The sequence below is a fragment of the Desulfovibrio piger genome, assembly GCF_012843875.1.
In the GTDB taxonomy this organism is placed as follows: Bacteria; Desulfobacterota; Desulfovibrionia; order Desulfovibrionales; family Desulfovibrionaceae; genus Desulfovibrio.
In genome coordinates this window covers 14,507-39,696 of record NZ_JABAFY010000024.1, presented here as the reverse complement: position 1 = coordinate 39,696, position 25,190 = coordinate 14,507, and the positions used below count along the sequence as shown (strand labels likewise).

The window sequence follows — 25,190 nt, the reverse complement described above, 5'->3', positions numbered from 1 at the left end:
ACGAAAATCTGTTTGTTTCATGGGACGAGATTACCACACCTTTTAAAATCAAAAAACATGCCGGACATCCTCTTATTAGTACTGATTATCAGGTGCCAAAGAGGCGGTTTACAAGCATCATGCAGGGCATTCACGATTTTGGGGAACCGATCACATATGGGACATGAAAACTAGGTGTGGGACATGAGACAGCTTCAAATCTCAGCGTCCATTTTTCCATTTCCCATATGGGAATCTCTGCTGCGACCTTTAAAGCAGCAGAGCCCATGGTGAGGAAAAAGGCTTTCGGTATGAAAACCCCTTATTCATAAAATGCATGATAACCATGTGTAAGTATTAACTATTATAAATGTCCCATAATGATAATTATGTAAACTTTTATCTATGAGACGACGAAGAAGGCACTCCTCTCTCCAAGATCAGACAGAAAATTTTTTGCCATATATTTTTGCTCAAGCTGCACTTTAAGAATAGTCTTGGGCCAGTCAGCATATACCTGAATCTTTCTGGCGTCTGACTCTGCCGTCTATGGCATTCCCCCGTATGCTTGACATGGCTGCTTTTTTGCCACACCTCTAAGGCATGCACGCCAAATCCTCTTTTTTCCGCAGCCGCGATGGACGCCCCCAGCGTCGTTCCAATCCGTTTGCCCCCAGATCGCCCCAAAATGGTCATTCCTCCCCTGCTCCACGGAACAACAGCTCTTCTCCATCTGGGCTAGAGGAAGATCTGCAGGACGGGACCCGGCTCAACAAGCTCATCGCAGCTTCCGGCTATTGCTCTCGCCGCAAGGCCGATGAGCTTATTTTTGCCGGAGCTATCCAGGTCAACGGGGTGGTGGAACGTTCTCCCGGCAGGCGCATCCTTCCTGATGACCTCATCCAGGTCGAAGGCCAGCAACTTGCGGCTCTGCCCGCCTCTTTTTCCTATATCATGCTGCACAAGCCCATCCAGGTCATGTGTACGGCACACGATCCGCAGGGGCGTCCTACAGTTTTGGATTGTCTGACAGCGGAGATGCGGCGAAATAGAGTCTATCCTGTTGGAAGGCTTGACTATTTTTCTGAGGGGCTATTGCTGCTGACCAATGATGGCGAGCTGGCACAGCGCCTGATGCATCCCCGGCATCATCAGCCAAAGACCTACGATGTCCTTGTGCGGGGAACTGTCCCGGCTGCCGCGCTGGCAACCATGCGCCGTGGCATGACATTGGCTGAGGGAGAGCATTTGCGCCCAGTCGAAGTGGAAAGCCGCTTGCAGGCCAATGGGCATACGCGGTTGCGGATGGTGCTGCATCAGGGGGTCAACCGCCAGATCCGCCGCATGTGCCGGGATCTTGGCTTGACCATCCTGCGCCTGAAGCGCATCCGTCTCGGCCCCCTTGGCCTTGGCGATCTTCCTGTGGGCGAGTGCCGTTTTTTGTCAGCCGCAGAGACCGCTGCCCTGCTCCAGGCTGCGGAGATCCGGCGCTCATGAGGAGATTTGGCTTAGTGAGTGAGCACCGGGACGTTCTGTCCCAGATACCCAATAGCCCACGCACATGGGATGAAGTATGAAAAAGGACGCCTGACGGCGTCCTTTTTTTATGGTTCAAATTTGCTTATTTGCTCAGGCCAGCAAGCGCTGCAGCAAGGCCTGGGCTTCTTCATGCAGGGCATGCAAATGCTGCTCTCCAAGGAAGCTTTCCGCATAGACCTTGCAGATAGCCTCCGTCCCGGAAGGCCGGATGGCGAACCAGCCGTTCCGGCTGCAGACCTTGACCCCGCCAATGGCAGCTCCGTTCCCCGGGGCTGTCGTCAGGATCTCAGTGACCGGGGATCCCGCTACTGTCCGCATCTGGACATCCTCTGCCTTCAATGATTTGAGGCAGGCCCGCACGTGATCGTCGGCCGGAGCATCCTGGCGCTGGTACAGCGGAGCGCCGAACTGTTCCGTCAGGCTGCGATAGATCTCGTCCGGCCCGCGCTCTTCGCGTGCGGCCATTTCCGCTGCCAGCAGGCAGAGCAAGGGGCCATCCTTGTCGGTGCTCCAGGGGCTGCCGTCAAAGCAGAGGAAGGAAGCGCCGGCACTTTCCTCACAGCCCATGCCGCAGCTGCCGTCTGTCAGATAGGGCACGAACCACTTGAAACCGACCGGGACTTCGATGACCTTGCGTCCCAGCTCCTGGCCTACCCTGTCCAGCATGGCGCTGGTCACCAGAGTCTTGCCGATTCCGGCATCGGCCTGCCACTGGAAGCGGCTGCGGAACAGATGCCAGGCAACGGTGGCCAGATAATGGTTGGGATTCATCAAACCGCTCTTGGCCACGATGCCGTGACGATCCGAGTCCGGATCACAGGCAAAGGCCAGGTCGAAGCGGTCGCGCATATCGAGCAGGCCACTCATGACATACGGCGAAGAGCAGTCCATCCTGATCTTGCCGTCCTTGTCACAGGGAACAAAACGGAATGTGGGGTCGATGACTTTGTTGACCACGGTCAGGCGCAGTTTGTAGCGCTCGGCTATGGGCTCCCACAGGGAAAGGCTGGCTCCCCCCAGAGGATCGACCCCCAGGGAAATACCGGAAGCCGCGATGCTGTCCATATCCAGGATGCGCGGCAGGTCTTCCACATAGCGGGCGGTAAAATCATAGCCCTGCACCAGCGAAGACCGTCGGGCACTGCTGTACGGCAGGCGATGGACGTCACAATTGAGGTGATCAAGATAGATATTGGCCTGCTTTTCGATCCAGGCGGTCACCGCTGTTTCGGCCGGGCCGCCATGCGGCGGATTGTATTTGAAACCACCGTCAGCCGGAGGGTTGTGAGACGGCGTGATGATGATGCCGTCAGCCAGAGCCTGACCGCCGTGCTCGCTGTTCCAGCACAGGATGGCATGGGAGACCGCAGGGGTCGCTGTGGCGGAACCGTCGTGGGAGATGCGGACCTGCACATCATTGGCCGTCAGGACTTCAAGCGCACTGCGAAAGGCCGGTTCCGACAGGGCATGTGTATCTCCGCCCATGAACAGCGGGCCGGTGATACCGTGTTGTTTGCGGTAATCACAGACGGCCTGGGTGATGGCGTGGATGTGGCGTTCGTTGAAGGTCTGCTTCAACGAAGAACCACGATGCCCGGACGTTCCAAAAGACACACGTTGTGCGGCCTGATGCGGGTCAGGCGATTCCGTATAGTAGGCACTGACGAGCGCGGGGATATTCTCCAGAGTCTCGGGCGCCGGCAGTTTGCCGGCATGGGGATGTACTGCCATGATGTATCCTCCTGCCCCTTTCTATCGTTTACCCTGTCGACCCGCAAGCCCCGGGAAAAAAAAGAGGGGGGCTTCAAGCCCCCCTCTCTCGATTGCATATCCGGATTATTTTCCGCTGCTGACAGGAACCGCGCGGAAGATGTTCTCACCACGACGGTTGATCTGCAGCATGACGGCGCCTCGCTTGCTGCCCTCGCCTGCCACGATCTTTGACAGGTCTTCGGGCGAAGACACCGCCTGGCGGTTGGCCTTGACGATGACATCACCGGGGCGGACACCGGCTTCGGCAGCAGGCTTGCTGGGATCCACATCCAGGACCAGCAGGCCACCCTTGCCTTCCAGCTTCAGTTCGCGGCGCTCCTCATCCTTGATGGGACGCACCGTCAGGCCGAGCTGGCCCTGATTCTGCTGCTTCTGGCCGGCTTCGGAAGGCTTGCCGCTGTTGACGCCGGTCTGGCGATCGCCCAGCGTCACATCCATGGTCACGGCCTTACCGTTGCGCCACACGTCCAGGGTCACCGAAGTGCCGGGCTTGTGGGCCGCAATGGCTCGCAGCAGGGCCGAGGCGTCTTCCACGCTCTTGCCGTTGACCTTGGTGATGACGTCACCGGCTTCGATGCCGGCCTTGGCCGCCGGTTCATCGTCCAGGACACTGGCCACCAAGGCACCGGAAGGATGTTCCATGCCAAGGGCCTTGGCCGTATTTTCATCCACATCCTGGATGGTCACACCGATCCAGCCGCGGCTGACCTTTTTGCCGCTCTTGATCTGCTCCACGATGCCAGCCGCCATGTTGCTGGGGATGGCAAAGCCGATCCCCTGCCCGCTGGCGATGATGGCCGTGTTGATGCCGATGACCTCACCCTTCATGTTCAGCAGCGGACCACCGCTGTTGCCGGGGTTGATGGAGGCATCCGTCTGCAGGAAGTTGTCAAACGGACCGGCATGGATATTACGGTTCTTGGCCGAAAGGATGCCGGCCGTGACCGTGTGGTCCAGAGCAAAAGGATTGCCGATGGCCAGCAGCCATTCCCCTACCAGCAGGGCGTCGGAATCACCGAACTTGAGGAAAGGCAGATCCTTTTTGGCCTCGACCTTGAGCAGAGCCAGGTCAGTATCTTCGTCCGTCCCCACGACCGTGGCCGTCAGAGGGGCAGTCTTGCCGTTGCTTTCGTCCAGCGTCACCTGGATGCTGTCGCCATCGGCCACCACGTGATAGTTGGTCACGATGTAGCCGTCAGGCGAGATGATGAAACCGGAACCACGCGACATCTGTTTTTGCGGAGGACGCTTTCCGCGCGCATTGGGACCGCCGAAGAATTCGAAGAAGCGGTCCGCTCCCGGCGGCATGCCACGGAACATCTCGCCGAAGAATTCCTCAGGACCGGCCGCAGCCGGGGAGGTCCGCTCCGCACTGATGTTGACGACAGCCGGGCCGCATTTGGCAGCCAGTTCACTGAACTCAGGAAGGCTGGCCGCCTGGGCGAATTGCGCTGCCGTGAACAGGACAAGAGTCAGCACGGCAGGGAGAAAGTGTTTAATCCTCATACAGGGCACACTCCTTAGCGTTTGTTTTGCAGAGCCTTCTGCAAAGCCTGTGCCATGATGCTCATACCGGCATCCTTGGGAGCGGAACTGGTGTGCTGTTTCCAGGATTTGTCTTCGGCGGCGGAAGCTTCTTCCATGCCTTCGGGGGCCAGGCTGATGCGGCGGGCAGTGGTATCCACGGACTGCACGACCAGGGTCACGCTGTCGCCCTTGTCCAGCTTGGAGAATTCACCGCTGTTCTTGGCGTTCTTGATGACGCCGGCGGGCAGCAGACCGGTGATGCCGGGAGCCAGGCTCACGAACAGGCCGAACTGGCTGCGGCTTTCCACCGTACCGGTCACCACGGTACCGGCAGCGAAACGCTGGTCGGCATCCTGCCAGGGATCGCCTTCGGCGTCACGCAGGCTCAGGGAGATACGGCGGCTTTCCACATTGATCTCCTTGATCTTGACGGAGATCACGTCGCCCACGTTCACCACGTCCTCGGCCTTGTTCACGCGCTTGGTCCAGGACATTTCGGAAAGGTGCACCAGGCCTTCCACGCCGGGCAGCAGTTCCACGAAGGCACCGAAGGGAGCGATGCGCACGACCTTGCCTTCCACCACGGTACCGGCGGCCAGACGGTCAGCGGCCTGCAGCCAGGGATCGCCTTCAGCCTTCTTGCGGGACAGGGAGATGCGGGTGCGGCCCTTGTCGTCCTTGCTGACGGACAGCAGCTTGGCGCGCACCATGTCGCCCACGGCCACAGCTTCGTCAGCGCTGTTCACGCGGGACCAGGAGAGTTCGGAAAGATGGATCATGCCTTCCACACCGGGGGCCAGTTCCATGAAGGCACCAAAGGAGGCCAGACGGGTGATGCGGCCTTCCACGGTATCGCCCACATTAAGGGAAGCCAGGACCTTTTCCAGGTTTTCCTGACGTTCGCGATCCAGCAGGGCGCGGCGGGAAACCACGATGTTGCGGCCGCGGTTTTCCACACGGATGATGAGGAACTGCATGGTGCGGCCCACCAGAGCTTCGGCGTCAGCCACGCTCACGCTGTCCATCTGGCTGCCGGGACAGAAGGCATTCTTGCCCATCACGCTGACAGTGTAACCGCCCTTGCAGGTACCGGTCACGCGGCCATCCACGGGCACACCGGCGTCGCGGGCGTCTTCCAGGGCGGCCATACCGGCGCCACTCATGGAGCGGGACAGACGGATCTCACCAGCGGAGGTACCCACAACATAGACTTCGATGCTGTCACCGGGGGCAACGCTTTCGTTGCCTTCGGCATCGAGAATGTCCTTGCGGTCCATGATACCATCCAGCTTGATGCCCACATCCACAAAGACAGAGTCACCGGTGATGGTGATGATGGTGCCCGTCACTTTCTGACCAGGCTGCAGGCGCACAGTGCCGGCTTCCTGGGCCGCGAACATGGCGGCGAAGTCTTCGCTGCCTTCTTCGAAGGTGGACAGATTCTTTTCGTCAGTCATGGTATATTTGCTCCTTAAACAAATAATTTCCTGTGAAGTCCCCTTATATAGCGCATTCACCGCCAGAAAACAACAAAGATGCTGGCAGCAATTCCGGCACAGGATATGGCTAATTTTTGGACAGGTGGACAATTTTTGGACGATGCTCTCTGACAGGACGGCAGAGAAAACAATTCTTGCAAAAAGTTAATGTAGAACTTTAAGAAAAAGGGATTCAAAAGAGCAGGCCGACCGTATATGTCCGGTATCCATATCGCACGCGCTGCAGGGATCAAATTTTTCGGAACCATTCTCAAAAACATATAGCTCAAATTTTGATTTTAAGCCCTTAAAAATTTTTTTTCGACCCAATAATCATAAACTCCAGAAAACGGCTTAAAATCGATTTTGGGCCGTTTTCTGGAGTTTCGTCATTTTTATTGCTATAAGCAAGAGCGATTATCAATTATCAAGATCTGTTTTGCTCCGGCACCCGGGACCAAGGATGCGGCTTCTGCCACCCCCGATGGGAAGGACTTCTATCTGGGTGGGGACCCGCTCCTTCAATCCCTGCACATGGGAGATGATACCGATGAGTTTCCCTCGCTGCTGCAGGCTGGCCAGGGTACTCAGTGCCGTATCCAGGGCATCCTCATCCAGCGTGCCGAAACCTTCATCAAGGAACAGTGAATCGACCCGGGTAGTACGGCTGGCCATCTGGGAGAGCCCCAGGGCTAGGGCCAGGCTGACAAGGAAGCTTTCTCCACCGGAAAGATTCTTGGTACTGCGCAGCTCCCCGGCCTGGTAATTGTCGCGAATATTGAGCTCCAGCGTCCCGTTGCCCACTTCCAGCAAATAACGGTCAGTCATTTTGACCAGTTGGCGGTTGGCATGGGCGACCATCAACTCAAGATTCATCTGCTGGACGATGTTCCGGAATTTTTTCCCGTCAGCGGAACCTATCAGCTCCTGCAACGCGGACCACTGTTCGAACACACGTTCCTGCTGCTCGATGCGCTCCACGAGTACGCGCTGCTCCTGCCGCAAACGCTCATTGTCCGCCAGTCGTTGCAGGCAGGAGCCCTGTTCCTGCTGCAACGCTGCCTGATGCTGTTCCAGTACTGCCAGCTCCTGCCCCAGCTCTTCCCTGTTCTTTGTCGTCAGGGCCTTCGCGGTCTCGGTGGCCAGATGTTCCCTGGCCGCCCTGCCCCGCCCTGCCAGTTCCATGCGGGCTGCGTGCAGTTCCTGTGACAGACGCTCCAGGCTTTCCCGTTCCTCTGCGGGCAGACAGGCTTGCAAAAAGCTCCGCTCATCGGCGAAGGCTTCTTGCTCCAAGCCCTGTGCAAAGGCCTGCCCGGCATGCACGCTCTGTTCGGCTATGCTGGCCAGCAAGGCATCTTTTTCTCTGATGGCGGATTCCGTCATGGTGACGACATCCGACATCCTGCTGACTGCGGCGGTCTGATCGGCAAGCCGCTGTTCATCCCGTGACACGGCCTGGGCCAGATCGGCTTCGACTTCCTGGACATCTTTTTCAGCAAACAGCGCCAGACGCTGCTCGTGCAGCTTTTTCCACTGCCCTTCCCTTTCACGGGCTTCCCGTTGCTGCGATTCCAGATGAGCCTGCTGCGATTTCACTTCCTGATCATGCTGGCCTGCCGACAGCTCGAGCTCCTGCCGCGAAGCGGTCAGGCGCGTCATCTCTGCCGTCCGGCGTTCCCTCTCCGTACGGCGGGCCTTCAAGACAGACAAGATGGACAAGAGTTCGGTATCGGTTGTGCCGAGACCGTAGGCAGCCAGCATCGTATCAAGCGTCTGTTTCCCCTGCTCTTCCTCTTGTTGCAATTGCCCGGCTTCCTGCCGTACTCGCTGCTGTTCGGCAGTGACCATGTCCAGCTCATGCTTGAGCCGTTCGACGGTCTGATCCAGCATCGTCTTTTGTTCCTGCAGACGGGGAAGATTGCTCTCCAGCATCTGGCAGGCCTTTTCGAGCTTGTCTGCTGTGGAGATCCGCTGATAGAGCTCCCGAAGGAATTCGTCCATCCTGCTCTGCTGTTCCCGCACGAACGTGACGGCATTTTCCGGAGATTCCCGCAGCAGGGAAGGCAACCCGGCCTTCTCTGCCAGCTGGGCAAGATAATTCTGCGCTTCCTGGAGCTTGTCCTGAAGCGACCGGGCATCCTCCATTCCAACGAGCAGACTTTGCTCCAGGCCCGTCAACCGTTCCCGCAAGGCGGCACACTGCTGATCCGTCACCGTGAAGCGCCGGCGAACATCTTCCACCTGTTGCCAGTTGTCGGAAGCCGGCAGGCCCTGCAGGAGGTAGGGGTGTTCCAGAGAGCCGCACAGCGGGCAGGCATGTCCTTCCTCAAGAGAAGCACGATGCTGTTCCAGGCTGGCGATACGCAGGGCCAGCATACGTTCACGTTCCAGGCTCGCCAGCGAGATCTCCAATGCATCCCGCAGAGCTTGCTGCTGTTCTAGAAGAGCCTTGCTTTGCTGGTGCTGTTCCTGCCACTGCTGCAACTTCTGCCGCCAGCGCCGCACCTCGGTATGGTACAGGAAAACATCCTTCAGAGATTTTTCAACAGCTTGTAACAGCAGGATCTTTTTCTGGATACCGTTGTATTCCTCCTGCCACTGGAGCAGGGAACGGCCCTCCAGAAGTTTTTCTTTTTCTTCAAGCAATTGCTGCCGCCGGCTCTCTAGCTGCGCCAGTTCGGCAGCGGCGATTTCCTGACGCCGGAGACGTTCCGCCAGCCGGGCTTTTCCATTCTCCAGCTGCTGGCTGATCTGTTGCAGGGCCATATTCCGTTGCTGCTGCTTCTGCTCAAGGTCATGCACCCGCTGGATACCGGCCTCGATGCCGCTCAGCTGCTCTACCAGTCCGGCATCTGCCGCATGGCTCCCCAGCCAGTTCTCCACGGCGGCCTGCTCCCGGAGGAGGTCGTCGAGAGCCTGCCGCCGACTGTCGCGACGGGCCTTCAAGGAGGCAAGGGCCTGCTCCTGCTGGCGCACTTCCAGCAGGACGCGGCGCACTTCCTTTTCCGAGCTTTCCAGCTGGATGTCGAGGGCCCGGACCTGATGCAGCAACGGCGTCTGGCGGGTCTGCTCCGCTTTGGCTTGTTCAAGCTGACGGGCGTACTCCTCCTGCTTGTGCCGGGCTTCCTGCAATTTTTCCTGCAAACGGGGCAGCTCCGTAGCGTGGCTCTGCCGCTGCTCTGTCAGCAGACTTTGCTGGTGGCGCAACTGCAGCAAGGCAGAATAGCTGCCTTCCAGCCGGGCGGCCCGCTGGGCCTGCTCCAGCCGCAAAGCCTGCGGACGGAATGCCTGTTCCCGGAGGGACAATTTTTCTTCTTCCACTTCTACCTGGGCCAGCTGGCTCCGGGCCGTATCGAGCCCCTGCAACCACTGCAAGGCTTGCTGCAGCTGCTGCGCCTGGCTCCTGGACTGACGGCCCTGCTCTTCCAGCCGGGACAGCTGCTGCCGCAGGGCCTGCTCTTCGTCCGCAGGCAGCAGGGGCTTGCCGGCCAGTTCCTTGCGCATGTCCTCCAGCAGGAGCTTTTCCTGCCGGTGCCGTTCGTGCACCAGCATGGAGATACGGCTGTATTTTTCCGTGCCGGTGATGCTTTCAAGGATGGGCGCCCGGCTATCGGCCGAAGCATCCAGAAAGGCCGAAAAACCGCCCTGCGCCAGCATCATGGAACGGGTGAAACGGTCGAAGTCCAGGCCGGTGATCTCGGTGACCACTCTGGCCATATCCCTTTTCTGGGCACAGATGATCTGGCCGCTGTCCGCATCCGCGATCTCGTGCCGTGCCGCCTGGAGCCTGCCTTCCGGGGATTTCCTGGCCCGCCGCTGGCTCCAGTGGCAACGGTAACGACGCCCGGAGGCGATCTGGAAGACCACCTCCGCCATGCATTCCCCGGTCTGGCGGGACATGATCTCGTTCTCGCTGTCGCTCAGGGTCTTGAGCCGCGGCGTCCGCCCGTACAGGGCCAGACAGATGGCGTCCAGGATGGTCGTTTTGCCGGCACCCGTGGAGCCGGTGATGGCAAAGATACCGGCGGATACGAAATCCGGCCTGGTGAGGTCTATCTCCCAGATGCCGGTCAGGGAATTGAGGTTCTGGAAACGTATGTTCTGGATACGCATGGCGGCCCCTATTCGGCGTTACTGTCGGTTTCGTGCATGGCGGTGAGGATCTCGCCGTACAGGCGCATGAGCAAGTCGGCCTGGGAGCCTTCTATCTTCCGGGCTGCAAGGCAGCGCGAAAAAACTTCCGTCTCGCTCAGCTCTTCAAGGTTCCTGCCCGTATCGTCCAGGCTTGGCTGGCTGTCCAGCAGACGTGCATTGCGGATCTTCAGGACGCGCAGCCCGCTCCCGGCCACAGCCGTCTCTACCTGCTGGCGCAGGCTGCCCTCAAGATCATCGCCGGTATAGACCACTTCCAGCCAGGCGGAGCTGTTGCTGTCCCGCAGTGTTGCCAGGCGGCCGAGTATCTCGCACATGGAGCCGCTCACGCGCTCCAGCTTTTGAAATTCCGGCACAGGCAGCAGCTCCACACGGGCCGAACGCCCGGTAAAATCTACCAGGCAAACGCTTTTGGGCTGCGAGGCCTCACCAAAGCCCATGGGCAGGGGCGAGCCGCTGTAGCGCATATGCTCCATGCCTCCTACCCGCTGCGGCACATGCAGATGGCCCAGAGCCAGATAGTCTATGCACGGCGGGAAGATGGACGCCGGGACATGCGCCAGCGAGCCCACATAGAGGTCACGCACGCCATCGCCATCAACGGTCTGGCCTCCGGCAGTGAACAGATGGCCCATACAGAGCAGGGGGACGTCAGGTGCCAGGCGGTCCCGCAGCGCCGCCGCCTCTTCAAGGACCTGCGCGTAATGCCGACGGATGGCTTCCTGCATCTTGCTTTCCTTGTCGCCGCTGCTCTCCCCTTCTTCCACCAGACGCATGTCGGCATCGCGCAGGAAGGGAACGGCACAGACGATGAGCGCGACCTTGCCCTGGGCATCGCGCAGGACTTTGATCTCTTCCGTGGGATCTTCGGGCAGGTTGCCCACCACATGGACATCCAGCACCTGCAGGATCTCGCGCGAAGCCCCCAGCATGGAAGGCGAATCATGGTTGCCGGCAGTGATGACCACATGTCGGCAGGAGGAAAGATAGACCTGCCGCAAAAAATCATAATACAGGCGCTGGGCTCTGTTGCTGGGCGTGCCGCTATCGAAGATGTCCCCGGAAACGACCAGGACATCCACTTCTTTTTCCTGCAAGGTACGGGCAAGCCAGTCCAGGAAAGCCGAAAATTCCTCGTAGCGTTTCTGGCCGAAAAGCGAGCGGCCAAGATGCCAGTCCGATGTATGAAGTACGCGCATGAGATGAAGGCCGGTTTGATGCCGGATACGGCAGTGGAGAAAAAATGACCGCCATGCGGCGGGTCTTTTTCAGTTATAAGGCCGAAAAAAAGGCCTGTGAAGGCCCGGCAATGAAGAAAAAACGTAAAAGAAACGCCCTGCTTGCGCAGGGCGTCTTCGTTAGTAAGCACTGATGTATTCATCCAGGCTGCCGGCAGAACAGTTCCGGCTCACCCAGAATGCCGATGCCCAGACCATAAGAGCCGTTGCCTGGGTATCATCCAGGCTTTTGAGCTTGCTTTCCAGACTGGAGCGGCTGGCGCCATGCCGGGCATGCAGGTTGTTGAGCTCACAGGCATCACTGACCCGCAGCAGCAAGTAGGACAAACGCGTGTGGTCAGGCAGCAGGCGCGTATCTTTATGCGCTTCCACGATGGTCTTCAGTTCGCCTGCGGTGAACATCTGCTTGATATTGGCCATGGCGCGGAAAAACGTATCCACAGCCCAGGGCAGGATGAATTCAGCTCCGGCGCTCTTGGTACGAAAGTAATCCTTGAGCCAGCGTTCCTGCTCGTCGTTGATGCGTGCTGCTACCTGTGGCATGGGGCCCCCGTAGGCGTCTGCGACGCCATTTTCCTGCGTTATTTGTGCAAAGCCTACCGCAGGGCCCGTCAAAATTCAAGATATTTTCTAGAAAATGTCTTGCATTCCGTACAGACGTCCCGGCTGCTGTCCGCACAGCCAGGCAGCGGCTCGCAGGGCCCCCTGGGCGAAGGTCTCGCGCGAATGGGCCTGATGCGTCACTTCGATGCGCTCGCCGGGGCCCATGAAGTAGACCGTGTGCACACCGACCACATCGCCGCCGCGAATGGCCTGGATGCCGATCTGCGCCTTGGGGCGTTCACCGATGATGCCGTCACGGGCGGAGCAGCGGACGTCGTCCAGATCCCAGCCCCGGGCTTCGGCCAGGCATTCGCCCAGACGCAAGGCCGTACCGCTGGGGGAGTCCTTTTTACGGTTATGGTGCAGCTCCACCATCTCGATATCGTACTTTTCCCCAAGGGCACGGGTCAGTTCGGGCAGGACCTTGAGCAGCACATTGACGCCGATGCTCATATTGGGCGCCCAGAACATGCGGCAGCTTTCGGCCAGCTTCGCCAGTTCCTGCTTTTGTTCATTGGTGAAGCCGGTGGTGCCGATCACATGGGCCGCACCGAACTTGGCCACGCTGCGGGCCGTGGCCAGACTGACTTCGGGGGCGGTGAAATCGACGACGACAGCTTTGCCATCCAGACCTTGCAGCAGCTCTTCCACATTCTGGCTCACCGGGCACGACAACGCGGCCAGACCGGCAGCAAATTCGCTGCGTTCCACCACGCCCGCAAGCGTGAAGGCGGGGTCTTCCTGCACCAGCGTGCAGATGGTCCGGCCCATACGGCCATTGGCACCCATGACGATGATCGGCGTGCTCATTGCTTCACCTGTCCTGTTCTGTTGAAAGTTATGCGTCCATCCTGTCAGCGAGCAGATCCAAGAAGGCTGCTTCATCAAGGACGGTGATCCCCAGGCTTTGGGCTTTTTCCAGTTTGCTGCCCGGATTTTCGCCCACCACAAGGATATCCAGTTTTTTGCTCACACTGCCCAGCACCACGGCGCCGGCCGCCTCAGCCAGCTGTTTGGCCTTGCCCCTCGCAATGGAAAGGGTACCGGTGAAGAGGATGTTCTTCCCCTGCAAGGGACCGCTCTCCCCGGCTGCCTCGGCAGGCTCTGCCGCAGCCACGGGCCACAGACCTGCCTCACGCAATCCGGCCAGCATATGCTGGTTGGCCGGGCTTTCAAAAAAGCTGCGGATGGAGCTGGCCACCTCGGGCCCCACATCCGGCAGCTCCAGCAGGCGCTGGGTATCGGCAGCCGCCAGGGCATCCATATCGTGAAAATGCGCCGCCAGCATGCGGGCGGTCTGCTCGCCCACATGGCGGATGCCCAGGGCACTGATGAGGCGGGCCAGAGTGGCATTGTGGCGGGCATCATCAAAAGCGTCTACGATCTTGCGGGCCAGCACGTCGCCCATACGGTCGAAGGGCAGCAGATCCTGCACGGTGAGCCGGAACAGCTGTTCCGGGCTGGTGACATGCCCGCTGCTGACCAGCTGCTCTATCCATTTCTGTCCCACGCCCTGCACATCCAGACCAGCCTTGGACACGAAGTGACAGATGGAGCGCAAGCGCACCGCCGGACAGGAGATATTGCCGCAACGCCAGGCCGCTTCACCGGGTTCGCGGTGGGCCGGCTCGCCGCAGACGGGACAGATATGCGGAAATTCGAACGGCCTTGCCCCCGAGGGGCGTTCCTCCAGCACCGGGCCCACCACTTCGGGGATGACATCACCTGCCCGCTGCACGATGACCGTATCCCCTACCCGTACGTCCTTGGCCAGAATCTCGTCTTCATTATGCAGAGTGGCGCGGGTGACCATGACTCCGCCCACGGCCACCGGCTCCAGCTGAGCCACAGGGGTCAGGACACCGGTACGCCCCACCTGGATCTCGATACCGGTCAGACGGGTATGCACCTGCATGGCCGGGAATTTGAAAGCGATGGCGAAACGCGGCGCGCGGGCCGTGAAGCCCAGGGCCTCCTGCGCTTCCAGATCGTCCTGCTTGGCCACGGCACCGTCGATCTCCATGGGAAAATCCGCCCTGCCCTGACGCACGCTTTCCACATAGGCTTCCACAGCGGCCGGATCGGCGCAGAGTTTGCCGTCGGGCGGCGTCAAAAAACCGTAGTCACGCAGCCGGGTCGCCAGTTCGTGCTGGAAATGACAGGGGGCCGCCTGTCCCCAGCGGGCCTCGCCCAGGCTGTAGGCCAAAAAGCGCAGGGGCATCTGCTGGGTGTTGGCGACATCCAGCTGGCGCAGGGCACCGGCAGCGGCATTGCGCGGATTGGCCAAGAGCTTTTGGCCCAGGGATTCCCGGCGCTCGTTGATGGCGGCAAAATCCTTTTTGTAGATGACCACCTCGCCGCGCACTTCCAGCCGTTCCGGGAAGGGACCGGCCCCGCGCAGCCGCAGGGGGACCGTACGGATGGTGCGTACGGCCTCGGTGACCACTTCGCCCTCTTCCCCGTCGCCGCGGGTCAGCGCCTGTTGCAGGACGCCATCCTCATAGATGATCTCCAGGGCAAGACCATCCAGCTTGGGGTCACACCAGAAGGCCAGCGGCGCTTCGGGCAAGGCGCGCTGCATGCGGGCCACGAATTCCTGCCACTCCTCGGCGGAAAAGACGTTGTCCAGACCGTACATGCGCTGACGGTGGCGCTGTTTGGGCAAACCGCCCAGCAAACCGCCTCCCACGCGCAGCGTGGGCGAATGGGGACTGCGCCATTGCGGATGGTCTTCCTCCAGTACCTTCAGCTCCCGGAACAGGGCATCGTACTGGTCGTCGCTAATGATCGGCTTGTCCAGCGTATGATACAGATAATTGTGGTGCTCCAGGATGGTCGTCAGCCAGGCCATCCGCTCCTGGGGCCTGTCCTTTGGCGGTTCGGGCAGGCTCAAAGGATCCACAGGCGCCGGGGCTGCGGCTGCGGCGGAAGGCGCGACGATTTTTTCCGCAGCCTTTTTCTCGGCCCGCTTTTGGGGGGCGGGCGCGGCAGGGGCACCGAAAAGGGAAAGCTGTTCTGGACTCATGATCACTCCGGCAGGGCGATAAGGCGTTCACGCAGGGCCCGGATACGGTCCCGCAGGGCGGCGGCACGTTCGAACTCCAGTTCCCGGGCCGCCTCGCGCATCTCTTTTTCCAGACGCTGGACCAGCGCCGCGGTATCTTCGGCAGTCAGGGGCACGGCATTGTCCTGACGGGACGCACGCCCCCTGCTCTTGCCCCGGGATGAAGAACTGGTATCCACATACAGGGCATCCAGCGGAGATTCAAGACTTTTTCGGGTACTCCGCGGCGTGATGCCGTGCTCCGTGTTATAGGCCGTCTGCTTGGCCCGGCGCCGTTCGGTCTCGTCCATGGCAGCACGCATGGAGGCCGTGACCGTATCGGCATACAGGATGACATGCCCGTGGACGTTGCGCGCCGCACGGCCAAAGGTCTGGATGAGCGATCCGGTGGAACGCAGAAAGCCTTCCTTGTCGGCATCGAGGATGCACACCAGCGAGACCTCGGGGATGTCCAGACCTTCGCGCAGCAGGTTGATACCCACCAGCACGTCGAACTCCCCTTGCCGCAGGGCCCTGATGATCTGCAAACGCTCCAGGGTGTCGATATCCGAATGCAGATAGCGGGCATTGACGCCCATATTGCAGCAATACTCGGTCAGGTCCTCGGCCATGCGCTTGGTAAGGGTGGTCACCAGCACCCGCTCCCCGCGCCGGATGCGTTCCCGGCATTCTCCCAGCAGGTCTTCCATCTGTCCCTTGGTGGGGCGCACCTCCACTTCCGGATCCACCAGCCCCGTGGGCCGGATGATCTGCTCAGAAATGATGCCTTGGGACTGGTCCATCTCGTATTTGCCCGGTGTGGCCGAAACGTAGACCACCTGATGCAGCAGGGAGCGGAACTCGTCGAACTGCAGGGGACGGTTGTCCAGGGCCGAGGGCAGGCGGAAGCCGTAGTCCACAAGGGTCTGCTTGCGCGAGCGGTCGCCCTTGAACATGCCGCCCACCTGCGGCACGGTGATGTGGGACTCGTCCACGAACAGGATGAAATCCTCGGGGAAATAGTTGAGCAGGCAGGAAGGCGGTTCCCCGGCCTTGCGGCCGTCCAGATGGCGGGAATAATTTTCGATGCCGTTGCAGTAGCCAAGCTCCTCGATCATCTCCAGATCAAGCTGGGTCCGCTGCTCCAGACGCTGCGCCTCCACCAGGCGCCCGCTGGCCTTGAAGGCCGTCAGCCGTTCCAGCAGCTCCTGCCGGATGTCGGCCGTGGTCCGCTTAAGGTTGTCCTGGGCGGAAACGAAGTGGCTGGCCGGATAGATGACGGTCTTGCCCACTTCCGCCAGCACGTCCCCGGTCAGCGGATCCACTTCGCGCATGGAGTCGATGTCGTCTCCAAAAAATTCGATGCGCAAGGCCCGCTCGTGATGATAGGCGGGGATGATCTCCAGCACGTCCCCACGCACACGGAAGGTCCCGCGATGAAAGTCATAGTCGTTACGCTCGTACTGAACTTCCACCAGGCGGGTGATGAGGGCATCCATGGACATATGCTGCCCCACTTCCACGGGAATGATCATACGGGCGTAGAATTCGGGGGAGCCCAGGCCGTAGATGCAGGAGACCGAAGCCACGATGATCACGTCGCGCCGGGTCAGCAGGGCATGGGTCGCGGCATGACGCAATTTGTCGATATTGTCGTTGATGGACGAATCTTTCTCGATGTAGGTGTCCGAGGCGGGCACATAGGCTTCCGGCTGGTAGTAGTCGTAATAACTGACGAAATACTCCACAGCGTTCTGCGGGAAAAATTCGCGGAACTCGTTGTAGAGCTGGGCGGCCAGCGTCTTGTTGGGGGCCAGCACCAGCGCCGGGCGTCCGCAGCGGGCAATGACATTGGCCATGGTGAAGGTCTTGCCGGAGCCGGTCACGCCCAGCAGGATCTGTTCCGGAACACCGGCTTCCAAGTTGGCCACCAGGGAATCGATGGCCTCCGGCTGGTCGCCTGTGGGGACATAGGCGCTATGGAGCTTGAAAGGAGACTGGTTCATCATTGCTCGTCGGGAAGCCAGCCCAGGGCAGCATCATGGCGAAAAGACATCCGCCACGGCTGCCACGGCAGCTGGGAGACAGGTTCAGGATCAGGGACGGGCACAGCCTGCCGCAGGAGCGCCAGGAATTCCTTGCGGGGGATCTCCCGCGCGCCCATGGCCAGCATGTGGGGCGTGGCCTGCTGACAATCCAGCAGGAGGAAATCCCGTTCGCGCAGGAACGCCACCAGGCCCGCAAGGGCCGCCCGCGAAGCTTCGGGACAGAGGTGGAACATGGATTCCCCGAAAAAGGCCCGCCCCAGGGCCACACCGTACAGGCCGCCCAGCAGCTCCCCATCCCGCCAGGCTTCCACGGAATGGGCATAGCCCAGAGCATGAAGGCGCTCATAGGCCGCTATCATCTCGGGCAGTATCCATGTCCCTTCACTGTCGCGACGGGGCGCCGCGCAGGCCCGGATGACGCGGGAAAAGGCCGTATCCATGCGCAGCTCGAACGGATGGTTGCGCAAGGCCCGGGCACTGCGGCGCGGCAGATGGAAGGCATCCGGCGGCAACACGCAGCGGGGATCAGGACACCACCACAGCAGGGGCATGTCCTCACCGTACCAGGGAAAGATGCCCCGGCTGTAGGCTGCCAGCAGACGTGCCGGCAGCAGATCGCCACCGGCACACAATATCCCTTCCGCGGTGCAGCATCCCGGCGAGGGGAACTGCGCCGCATACAGGGCTATCTGCTTACGCATCGTTGCGGCCGTCATCCCCCTCCTCCGCTTCCGCGCCCTGTGCAGGGGCCGCGTCAGGGAACTGGAGTACGAGTTCATTGTCCTTGACTCCCAGGCGGACGAGCCCGCCGTGGCGCAGACGGCCGAAGAGCAGCTCACCGGCCAGGGCGTCTTCCACCCGGCTGCGCAGCAAACGCCGCAGCGGACGCGCGCCCATGGTGGGATCATAGCCCTTTTCCGCCAGCCAGGCACGGGCACGGGGCGTAGAGGCCAGCGTGACCTGCTGTTCCGCAAGGCTGTTCCCGATCTCGCGCAGGAACTTGTCCACGATACGCTGCATCATGGCAGGCGTGAGGGCCCGGAACGGGATCATGGCATCGAGACGGTTGCGGAATTCGGGCGTGAACAACCGTTCCACAGCCCCCAGGGCCTTGCGGGCCGCATCTTCGGGCGCGGCCTTGCCAAAGCCTATGCTGGCCTTGGACATCTCGAACGTCCCGGCATTGGAGGTCATGATGAGCACCGTGTGGGAAAAGTCCGTCTTGCGGCCGGAATTGTCCGTCAGGGTACCGTAGTCCATGACCTGCAGCAGGATGTTGAAGATGTCGGGATGGGCCTTTTCTATCTCGTCCAGCAGGACCACGGAATACGGGGCCTTGCGCACGGCCTCGGTCAGCAGGCCGCCCTGGTCGAAGCCCACATAGCCTGGCGGCGAACCGATGAGGCGCGAGACCGTGTGCGGTTCCATGTATTCGCTCATGTCATAGCGCAGGAACTCCACGCCCATGGTCTGGGCCAGCCCGCGGGCCAGCTCCGTCTTGCCCACCCCGGTGGGGCCATAGAAAAGGAAGGCGCCCGTGGGCCGCTGACGCTGCCCCAGGCCCGCACGCGAACGCAGGATGGCGCGCACGGTCTGCTCCACGGCTTCTTCCTGCCCAAAAACGATCTGCTTGAGGTTCTTTTCCAGATTGGCCAGGCGGTTCCGCTCCTGCCCCGAGACCGTCCTCACGGGCACGCCGGCCATACGGGCCACGATGCGTTCCACGTCGGACACCGTGACGGCGGCCGTCCGCTTTTCATCCTTGCGGCGCAGGTCCACGGCGGCCCCCACTTCATCCATCACGTCGATGGCCTTGTCAGGCTGCAGACGGTCACGGACATAACGGTTGGAAAGGTCCACGATGCTGCGCAGCACGGCCTCGCTGTAGCGCACGCGGTGATGGCCCGCGTAATGGGACTGCAAGCCGCTGAGGATGGCAAAGCAATCCTCGGCATTGGGTTCCCCCACGTCGATACGCTGAAAGCGCCGCGTCAGGGCCCGGTCTTTTTCCAGGTGGTTGCGGAACTCCTCATGGGTGGTGGAGCCGATGCAGCGCAGCTCCCCGCTGGCCAGTACGGGCTTGAGCAGGTTGGAGGCGTCCATGGAACCGCCGGAAGTGGCCCCGGCGCCCACGATGGTGTGGATCTCGTCGATGAAAACCACGGCATCCGGGATGTTCTTGAGCTCTTCCACGATGGCCTTGAGGCGGCTTTCGAATTCGCCGCGATAGCGGGTACCGGCCAGGATCAGGCCCATATCGAGGGCGTAGATCTTGACGTCCTTGAACTTTTTGGGGACCTGCCCCTGGGCGATGCGCAGGGCCAGACCTTCGGCCAGAGCTGTCTTGCCCACGCCGGGATCGCCCACGAACAGGGGATTGTTCTTGCGGCGGCGGCACAGGACCTCGATGGCCCTGTCCAGTTCTTCCTGACGGCCCACCAGGGGGTCGATCTTGCCGTCACGGGCACGGGCGGTGAGCTCGGTGGCGTACTTTTCCAGAACGTTCTCCCCGGCTTCGCCTTCTTCCTTCTCCCTGGCGGCATCGGGGGACACGCCCCGGGATCCGCCTCCTTCCGGCATACCGTGCGAGATGAAGGTCAGCGCGTCCAGACGATCCACTCCCTGACGCGTCAGGAAGTAGTGGGCATAGCTGTCCTCTTCATCCAGGATGGCCACGAACAGGTCGCCCAGTTCCACCTGGCTCCGTCCCGAAGCGTGGATATGGCCCAGGGCCCGTTCGAGCACCCGCTGCACACCGGCGGTCTGATGGACTTCGTGCTCGCCCTGATCCGGCAGCACCTGCATCTCGTTACGGAAAAAGCCTTCCAGCTGTTCGCGCAACACCGCCACACTGGCCCCGCTGCCTTCCAGCAGCAGACGGCCGGGGGCCACGGTCGTCAGTGAGAACAGGATGTGCTCCACCGTCAGCAATTCATGCCTGCGGCGTTGCACTTCCTGGACGGCAACCTTCAAAACTTCCTGAACAGCAGCACTGAGCATATGATCCTCAACGATATTTTTCCATGGTGCAGCGCAAGGGGAAGCCCGCCGCGCGGGCCCGCCGCCTGACGAGCGCCACCTTTGTTTCCGCTATCTCATGCGTGTAGACGCCGCACTGGCCGATGCCCTGCTGATGGACGGCCAGCATGATGGCCGTGGCTTCTTCCGGTGTCTTGTGGAAAATGTCGCACAGGACGCCGACGACGAAATCCATGCTCGTATAATCGTCATTGTGGAGCAGGACCACATAACGGTCCGGTTCCTTGACCTTCTTCTTGACGATGGTGGCAGTATCCGTTCCCGGCTCGTTCCAGGTTTCATCGGCCATGAGGGCTATCCTCCACGGTAGGCAGGCCCAGATCCCGGCGCCAGCGGGCCAGTTCTTCGGGCGTGAACACAAACGACAGGTCGGGCGGCAGATTATTCCGCTGCCGCCACTCCTGATGAAGATAATGATAACTTTGAGTACTAACGGGGACGTCGTCAAGTCCCAGCAGGGCTTCCAGACGTAGGATTTCTTCCTCGGGCCCCTCCAGCTCCACCACACGGGCAAAGGGGACGATATCCATGTCGATACTGGTATGCTCCAGCGTCCAGGTCTCCCGGATTTTTTCATAGCAGGCACGGACCACATAGCCCAGGCCTTCCAGGATGCCGTGCATCTGCGCGGCGTCGGTGACAGGGGTCTCCCGCTCTTCACGGACCTTGAAGGCCGCATCCGGCGCGGAGACGGGCGGCAGCTTGAGCGTCAGTACGTTTTGCGCATGGTCCGGCCATTCCTGCGAGCGCAGGCGCAGCAGGTGATGCCCGGCCCGCAAGGAGCCGTCAGGCAAGTCATAGATGCGGTTCCGCTCCAGATGGACGTCCCCTCCCTGCGCGCCACACTGGCGCAGGCGACGGCGCAAGCTGTCGAAGTCGACCTCGAGATATTTGCGTTCTATTTCAAGAGCCATGATATGCTCACTGTTTGCGATGAAAGAGTTTCTGCTGCAGGTCGGCGATGGTCGCGATGCCGCCCTTGCCGGGATGGATCACGGGCTCGAAGCCCAGACGGCGCGCCTGGGCCAGACGAAGGTCGTGGGCGGCCACGGGCCGTACCTGACCGTTGAGGTCCACTTCGCCCCACAGGACACATTTTTCCGGCAGCGGCACGTCATAATACGACGACAGCACCGCCGCCACCAGGGCCAGGTCCAGCCCGGGCTCCTGCAGCTTCATACCGCCGCCGACCTTGGCATAGATGTCCACCTGCCCAAAATTGAGTTTGAGGCGCTTTTCCAGCACGGCCAGCAGCAAATGCAGACGGTTGGCATCGAAGCCGAGGGCCGCACGCCGGGGGATGCTGAGGAAGGTCCGGGCCACCAGGGCCTGCACTTCCACCGCCAGCGGGCGCTGCCCGTCCACGGCCATGACCACCGCCGTGCCGGACAGGGAGGCGTCGCGATCGCCCAGGAAAAAGGTGGAGGGGTCATCCACCACTTCCATGCCCCGCCCCCCCATGCGGAAGACCAGCAGCTCTTCATTGGGGCCAAAACGGTTTTTGAAGACGCGCAGCAGGCGGAACATCTGGCGGCGGTCGCCCTCAAGAGAGATGACGGTATCCACCATATGCTCCAGCAGGCGGGGACCAGCCAGAACACCGTCCTTGGTCACATGGCCCACCAGCACCAGCGTGACGCCCAGACGGCGGCAGGCTTCCAGCAGGGCCATGCTCACGGCACGCACCTGATTGACGTTACCGGGCAGGCCTTCGGCATCGATGCTGCTCATGGTCTGTACCGAGTCCACCACCAGCAAACGGGGCGGAGCCAGCTCCAGAGCGGCGATGACCTCGTCCACACTGGAGGAGGACATGGCCAGCAGGTTGTCATGCAGCATACCGAGCCGCTGTCCCCGCGCCTTGATCTGTGGCAGGGATTCCTCGCCGCTGGCATAAAGCACTCTGCCCCCCTGGGCAGCGACCAGACCCGCCACCTGCAACAAAAGGGTGGATTTGCCGATGCCCGGCTCGCCACCGATAAGGATGGCCGCGCCCGGTACCAGGCCCTTGCCCAGCACCCTGTCCAGCGAGGCGATGCCGCTGGGATAGGGATGATGTCCGGTCTCGGCTACGTCCTGCAGGGGAACAGGCCGGTTGCCCGCAGGGACGGATACCCTGGTGTTGCTGCGGGACAGGGCCTTGGGCTGTGCCGCGGCCTGAAGGGTGTTCCACTCATGGCAGCCGGGGCATTGACCACGCCATTGCAGGGTCTGCGCGCCACAGGCTGAACAGATAAAGACTTCTCTCGTTTTAGCCATGGCATAAAAATAAAAAAAAAGTGCAGCCCATGCAAGCATGTGCAGCAAAGTTCAGCTCTTGTGCTCGGTGTGTTGCAATATCGCGCCGTCACGGATGCAGTCATGATGCGGAATTGCGTCATGGCTGTGCATCACTATTTGTGTTTTTTATCACATGACTCCCATAGTTCTTTCCGATGCGCTCTTTCGCGCTATTGCAGAGTTTCTGGGCCTATCCGTCCCGCTTTTCGGCATCACCGATGTATCCCAAGGGCATAAAAAAAGCCCCTTGCGGGGCTTGAGAGCAGTTTTGTCGGGATGTCTAGCGGGGCAGGGGCACTCCCTTCTGCGCATCCACGATGGCGACGTAGAACTCGCTGACATCATTAGGCGGGCTGTCGAACACGACCATGAAGGGAGCGCTGGCGCCGGGCAGCAGGGTCACATTGGCCCCCTGCTCTTTCTCGGGGTCGGCCAGACGGCTGGCCATGGCTTCCTTGTCCAGTACGGAGAGCTGCAAGGGGGTCAGCTGGTTGCCGGCGGTCTGACGATTGGAGGCGATGACCTTCTGATTCTGACCGTAAAGAACGGCTTCCACGGTGATCATGCTCACGGGCTGGGGGAATTCATTGACCACCCTGCCCTCGATGACCAGGATCTTGCCCATCTTTTCGTTGTTCACATAGTACTGGCGCACGTCCTTCATGGTCAGCAGGGCGATGTTCTCAGCGGTGGCTGCCGTTCCCTGGACAGGTGTCAGGGGGCGCTCATGCCAGCAGTACCAGTAGACGGCGGCACCGCCGCAGGCCAGCAGGAGCAGCAGCATCAGCCAGAACAGCCAGCGGCGCCGGGGGCGGGGCTGCTCCACATCGTCCGGAAGAAGATCCGGGATGGGCGCAGGGGCAGGCTCAGGCAATTGCAGGGCAAAGACCGTCTTGCATACGGAGCAGCGCAATTTCGCACCCGGCCGGGCAAGATGTTCCGGCAGGTTGAAACGGCTGGCGCAGTGAGGGCATTGAATTTCCATCATTTGGCTCCAGGTGCGGGCAGGTGCTAGTCCCCGGTGGATTCGAAGACCAGCTCTTCCACATCAGGCAGGGCCCGATATTTTTCAGCATAGTCGAGGCCGTAGCCGACGATGAACCCTTCCTCGAGCTTGAAGCCTGCAAAGTCAACAAGAACGTCCACCTCGCGGCGTTCGTTCTTGTCCACCAGCGCGGCCAGACGCAGGCTGCGGGCCCCGCGGGCCTCGAACTGACGCATCAAGAACTGCATGGACAGGCCGCTGTCCACCACGTCCTCGACGATCAGCACATGCTTGCCGGTGATGTCGCAGTCCACGTCCTTGCTGAACACCACATGGCGGGAACTGGATGTCCCCTTACCGTAGCTGGACAGACGGACGAAATCCAGTTCGAGGTTCTCCGAGCGCATGGCCCGGACGAGGTCGGTGAAGAAGAACACAGCCCCCTTGAGGACGCATACGGCCACCAGGGGTTCATCACCGTAAACGGCATCGATCTCGGCGGCCATGGCACGCACGCGTTCGGCGATCTGGCCGGAGGTATAGACGATCTTGCGTTCCTTGATGGCCTTCATCTTAATCGAGCTCCAGGAACATGGCGGTTTCGTCGCAGTCGGGGTACTTGGCGCAATGCACGCAGTCGGCCCAGATCTTCTGGGGCAGGACGCCCTTGTCCACCTCATGGAAACCGATGCGCTCAAAGAAAGCCGCCTGATACGTCAGGGAGAAGACCTTCTTGAGGTGCAGGATGCGACAGTCATCGACGCAGGCCATTACGATCTTACGGCCCAGGCCCTGCTTGCGCAGATCTTCGCGCACGGCCAGGGAGCAGACTTCGGCCAGATCCTCCCAGACAGGCGCCAGGGCGCAACAGGCGGCCAGGCCGCCCCGGGGGGCGTCGATGACCAGGAAATTACGGACATGGCCGTACAGAAAGATCAGCGCACGGGGCAGCAGCAGGCCCTTGCGCGCATTTTCCATCAGCAGGGCATGGATATCCTTCACATCGTCCATGGTCGCACGGCGTACCGTGTAGGTGTCGCTCATTATTTTTGCTCTCCGAGAGAATCAAAGATTTCCGTCAGTTCTTTTTTCGAGACCATGCCCGACCCCATCAGGGCCAGACGTCCGTTCTTGCCGTAAAAAACATTGTGCGGGATGGTGCGCACGTTGAAGGCGCGGATCACGTCTTCACTGGCCCTGTACACAGGGTAGTCGACCTTCAGCCGCTTGAGGAAGGCCGGGAGCGTGCTCGCGTCCTCATCCACCGAAAGCCCCACGATGACGACCTTGCCCTCGTACTTGGGCGCCAGGCTGACAAGATCCGGGATCTCCTCACGGCAGGGGGGGCACCAGGTGGCGAAGAAGTTGAGCATGACGACCTTGCCCTTGTTCTGGGCCACTATGGAGGTCAGGTCCTTGAGCCCCACGGTCTTGTACTCCTGGGCCTGCGCCAGGCAGGGCAGGAACAGGGTCAGAAGCAGCAGGGGCAAAATAAATCGCTTCATG

At 60.8% G+C, this 25,190-nt stretch carries 19 protein-coding genes; 1 reads left to right on the top strand and 18 read right to left on the bottom strand.

The window, feature by feature from the left end:
* Positions 1-729: 729 nt before the first annotated feature.
* On the top strand, positions 730-1,476 hold the full coding sequence (locus HF854_RS07510; RefSeq protein ID WP_240937691.1) for a pseudouridine synthase: 747 nt from the start codon (positions 730-732) through the stop codon (positions 1,474-1,476).
* 132 nt (positions 1,477-1,608) lie between these two features.
* Here HF854_RS07510 and pgm read toward each other — a convergent pair whose 3' ends face one another.
* The 18 genes from pgm to HF854_RS07420 all read right to left on the bottom strand — a co-directional run bounded on the left by pgm (position 1,609) and on the right by HF854_RS07420 (position 25,189).
* On the bottom strand, positions 1,609-3,249 hold the full coding sequence (pgm, locus tag HF854_RS07505; RefSeq protein WP_168935739.1) for a phosphoglucomutase (alpha-D-glucose-1,6-bisphosphate-dependent): 1,641 nt from the start codon (positions 3,247-3,249) through the stop codon (positions 1,609-1,611).
* Between the two features lie 105 nt (positions 3,250-3,354).
* The gene (locus HF854_RS07500) at positions 3,355-4,797 is read right to left on the bottom strand and encodes a DegQ family serine endoprotease (RefSeq protein WP_168935738.1); all 1,443 of its coding nucleotides are present in this window, start codon (positions 4,795-4,797) and stop codon (positions 3,355-3,357) included.
* 14 nt (positions 4,798-4,811) lie between these two features.
* Positions 4,812-6,275 (bottom strand): 30S ribosomal protein S1, encoded by a 1,464-nt coding sequence (locus HF854_RS07495; RefSeq protein ID WP_168935737.1) that lies wholly within the window; start codon positions 6,273-6,275, stop codon positions 4,812-4,814.
* A gap of 441 nt (positions 6,276-6,716) precedes the next feature.
* Positions 6,717-10,409: an SbcC/MukB-like Walker B domain-containing protein gene (locus tag HF854_RS07490; protein ID WP_168935736.1), complete on the bottom strand. Its 3,693-nt coding sequence runs from the start codon at positions 10,407-10,409 to the stop codon at positions 6,717-6,719.
* Positions 10,410-10,417: 8 nt separating this feature from the next.
* The gene (locus HF854_RS07485; protein ID WP_168935735.1) at positions 10,418-11,647 is read right to left on the bottom strand and encodes an exonuclease SbcCD subunit D C-terminal domain-containing protein; all 1,230 of its coding nucleotides are present in this window, start codon (positions 11,645-11,647) and stop codon (positions 10,418-10,420) included.
* A gap of 159 nt (positions 11,648-11,806) precedes the next feature.
* Entirely contained in the window at positions 11,807-12,229 is a 423-nt protein-coding gene (locus HF854_RS07480) for a hypothetical protein (RefSeq protein ID WP_168935734.1), read from the bottom strand.
* Positions 12,230-12,316: 87 nt separating this feature from the next.
* Positions 12,317-13,099, bottom strand: coding sequence for a 4-hydroxy-tetrahydrodipicolinate reductase (gene dapB, locus HF854_RS07475; RefSeq protein ID WP_168935733.1), 783 nt, complete (start codon positions 13,097-13,099; stop codon positions 12,317-12,319).
* 28 nt (positions 13,100-13,127) lie between these two features.
* Positions 13,128-15,314, bottom strand: coding sequence for an NAD-dependent DNA ligase LigA (ligA, locus tag HF854_RS07470; RefSeq protein ID WP_419008858.1), 2,187 nt, complete (start codon positions 15,312-15,314; stop codon positions 13,128-13,130).
* Positions 15,315-15,316: 2 nt separating this feature from the next.
* Positions 15,317-17,338: an excinuclease ABC subunit UvrB gene (uvrB, locus tag HF854_RS07465; protein WP_168935732.1), complete on the bottom strand. Its 2,022-nt coding sequence runs from the start codon at positions 17,336-17,338 to the stop codon at positions 15,317-15,319.
* Positions 17,338-18,081, bottom strand: a complete 744-nt coding sequence (gene aat, locus HF854_RS07460) for a leucyl/phenylalanyl-tRNA--protein transferase (RefSeq protein ID WP_168935742.1) — start codon at positions 18,079-18,081, stop codon at positions 17,338-17,340. The genes uvrB and aat overlap by 1 nt, the downstream gene beginning before the upstream one ends.
* On the bottom strand, positions 18,074-20,380 hold the full coding sequence (gene clpA / locus HF854_RS07455) for an ATP-dependent Clp protease ATP-binding subunit ClpA (protein ID WP_168935731.1): 2,307 nt from the start codon (positions 20,378-20,380) through the stop codon (positions 18,074-18,076). Before clpA ends, aat begins: the two co-directional genes overlap by 8 nt.
* A gap of 7 nt (positions 20,381-20,387) precedes the next feature.
* Positions 20,388-20,708 carry an ATP-dependent Clp protease adapter ClpS gene (gene clpS / locus HF854_RS07450; RefSeq protein WP_168935730.1) on the bottom strand — a complete coding sequence of 107 codons (321 nt, stop codon included), beginning with the start codon at positions 20,706-20,708 and terminating at the stop codon, positions 20,388-20,390.
* Positions 20,698-21,333, bottom strand: a complete 636-nt coding sequence (locus HF854_RS07445; protein WP_168935729.1) for a class IV adenylate cyclase — start codon at positions 21,331-21,333, stop codon at positions 20,698-20,700. Before HF854_RS07445 ends, clpS begins: the two co-directional genes overlap by 11 nt.
* A 7-nt stretch (positions 21,334-21,340) precedes the next feature.
* Positions 21,341-22,678, bottom strand: a complete 1,338-nt coding sequence (gene radA / locus HF854_RS07440) for a DNA repair protein RadA (RefSeq protein WP_168935728.1) — start codon at positions 22,676-22,678, stop codon at positions 21,341-21,343.
* A 301-nt stretch (positions 22,679-22,979) separates the two neighbouring features.
* Entirely contained in the window at positions 22,980-23,687 is a 708-nt protein-coding gene (locus HF854_RS07435; RefSeq protein ID WP_239465038.1) for a DUF3426 domain-containing protein, read from the bottom strand.
* A gap of 23 nt (positions 23,688-23,710) precedes the next feature.
* Positions 23,711-24,256 (bottom strand): hypoxanthine phosphoribosyltransferase, encoded by a 546-nt coding sequence (gene hpt, locus HF854_RS07430; RefSeq protein WP_168935727.1) that lies wholly within the window; start codon positions 24,254-24,256, stop codon positions 23,711-23,713.
* 1 nt (position 24,257) lies between these two features.
* A complete protein-coding gene (locus HF854_RS07425) occupies positions 24,258-24,728 on the bottom strand; it encodes an N-acetyltransferase (protein WP_168935726.1) in 471 nt (156 codons plus the stop codon).
* Positions 24,728-25,189 carry a TlpA family protein disulfide reductase gene (locus HF854_RS07420; protein ID WP_168935725.1) on the bottom strand — a complete coding sequence of 154 codons (462 nt, stop codon included), beginning with the start codon at positions 25,187-25,189 and terminating at the stop codon, positions 24,728-24,730. The genes HF854_RS07425 and HF854_RS07420 overlap by 1 nt, the downstream gene beginning before the upstream one ends.
* Between the last annotated feature and the right edge of the window lies 1 nt (position 25,190).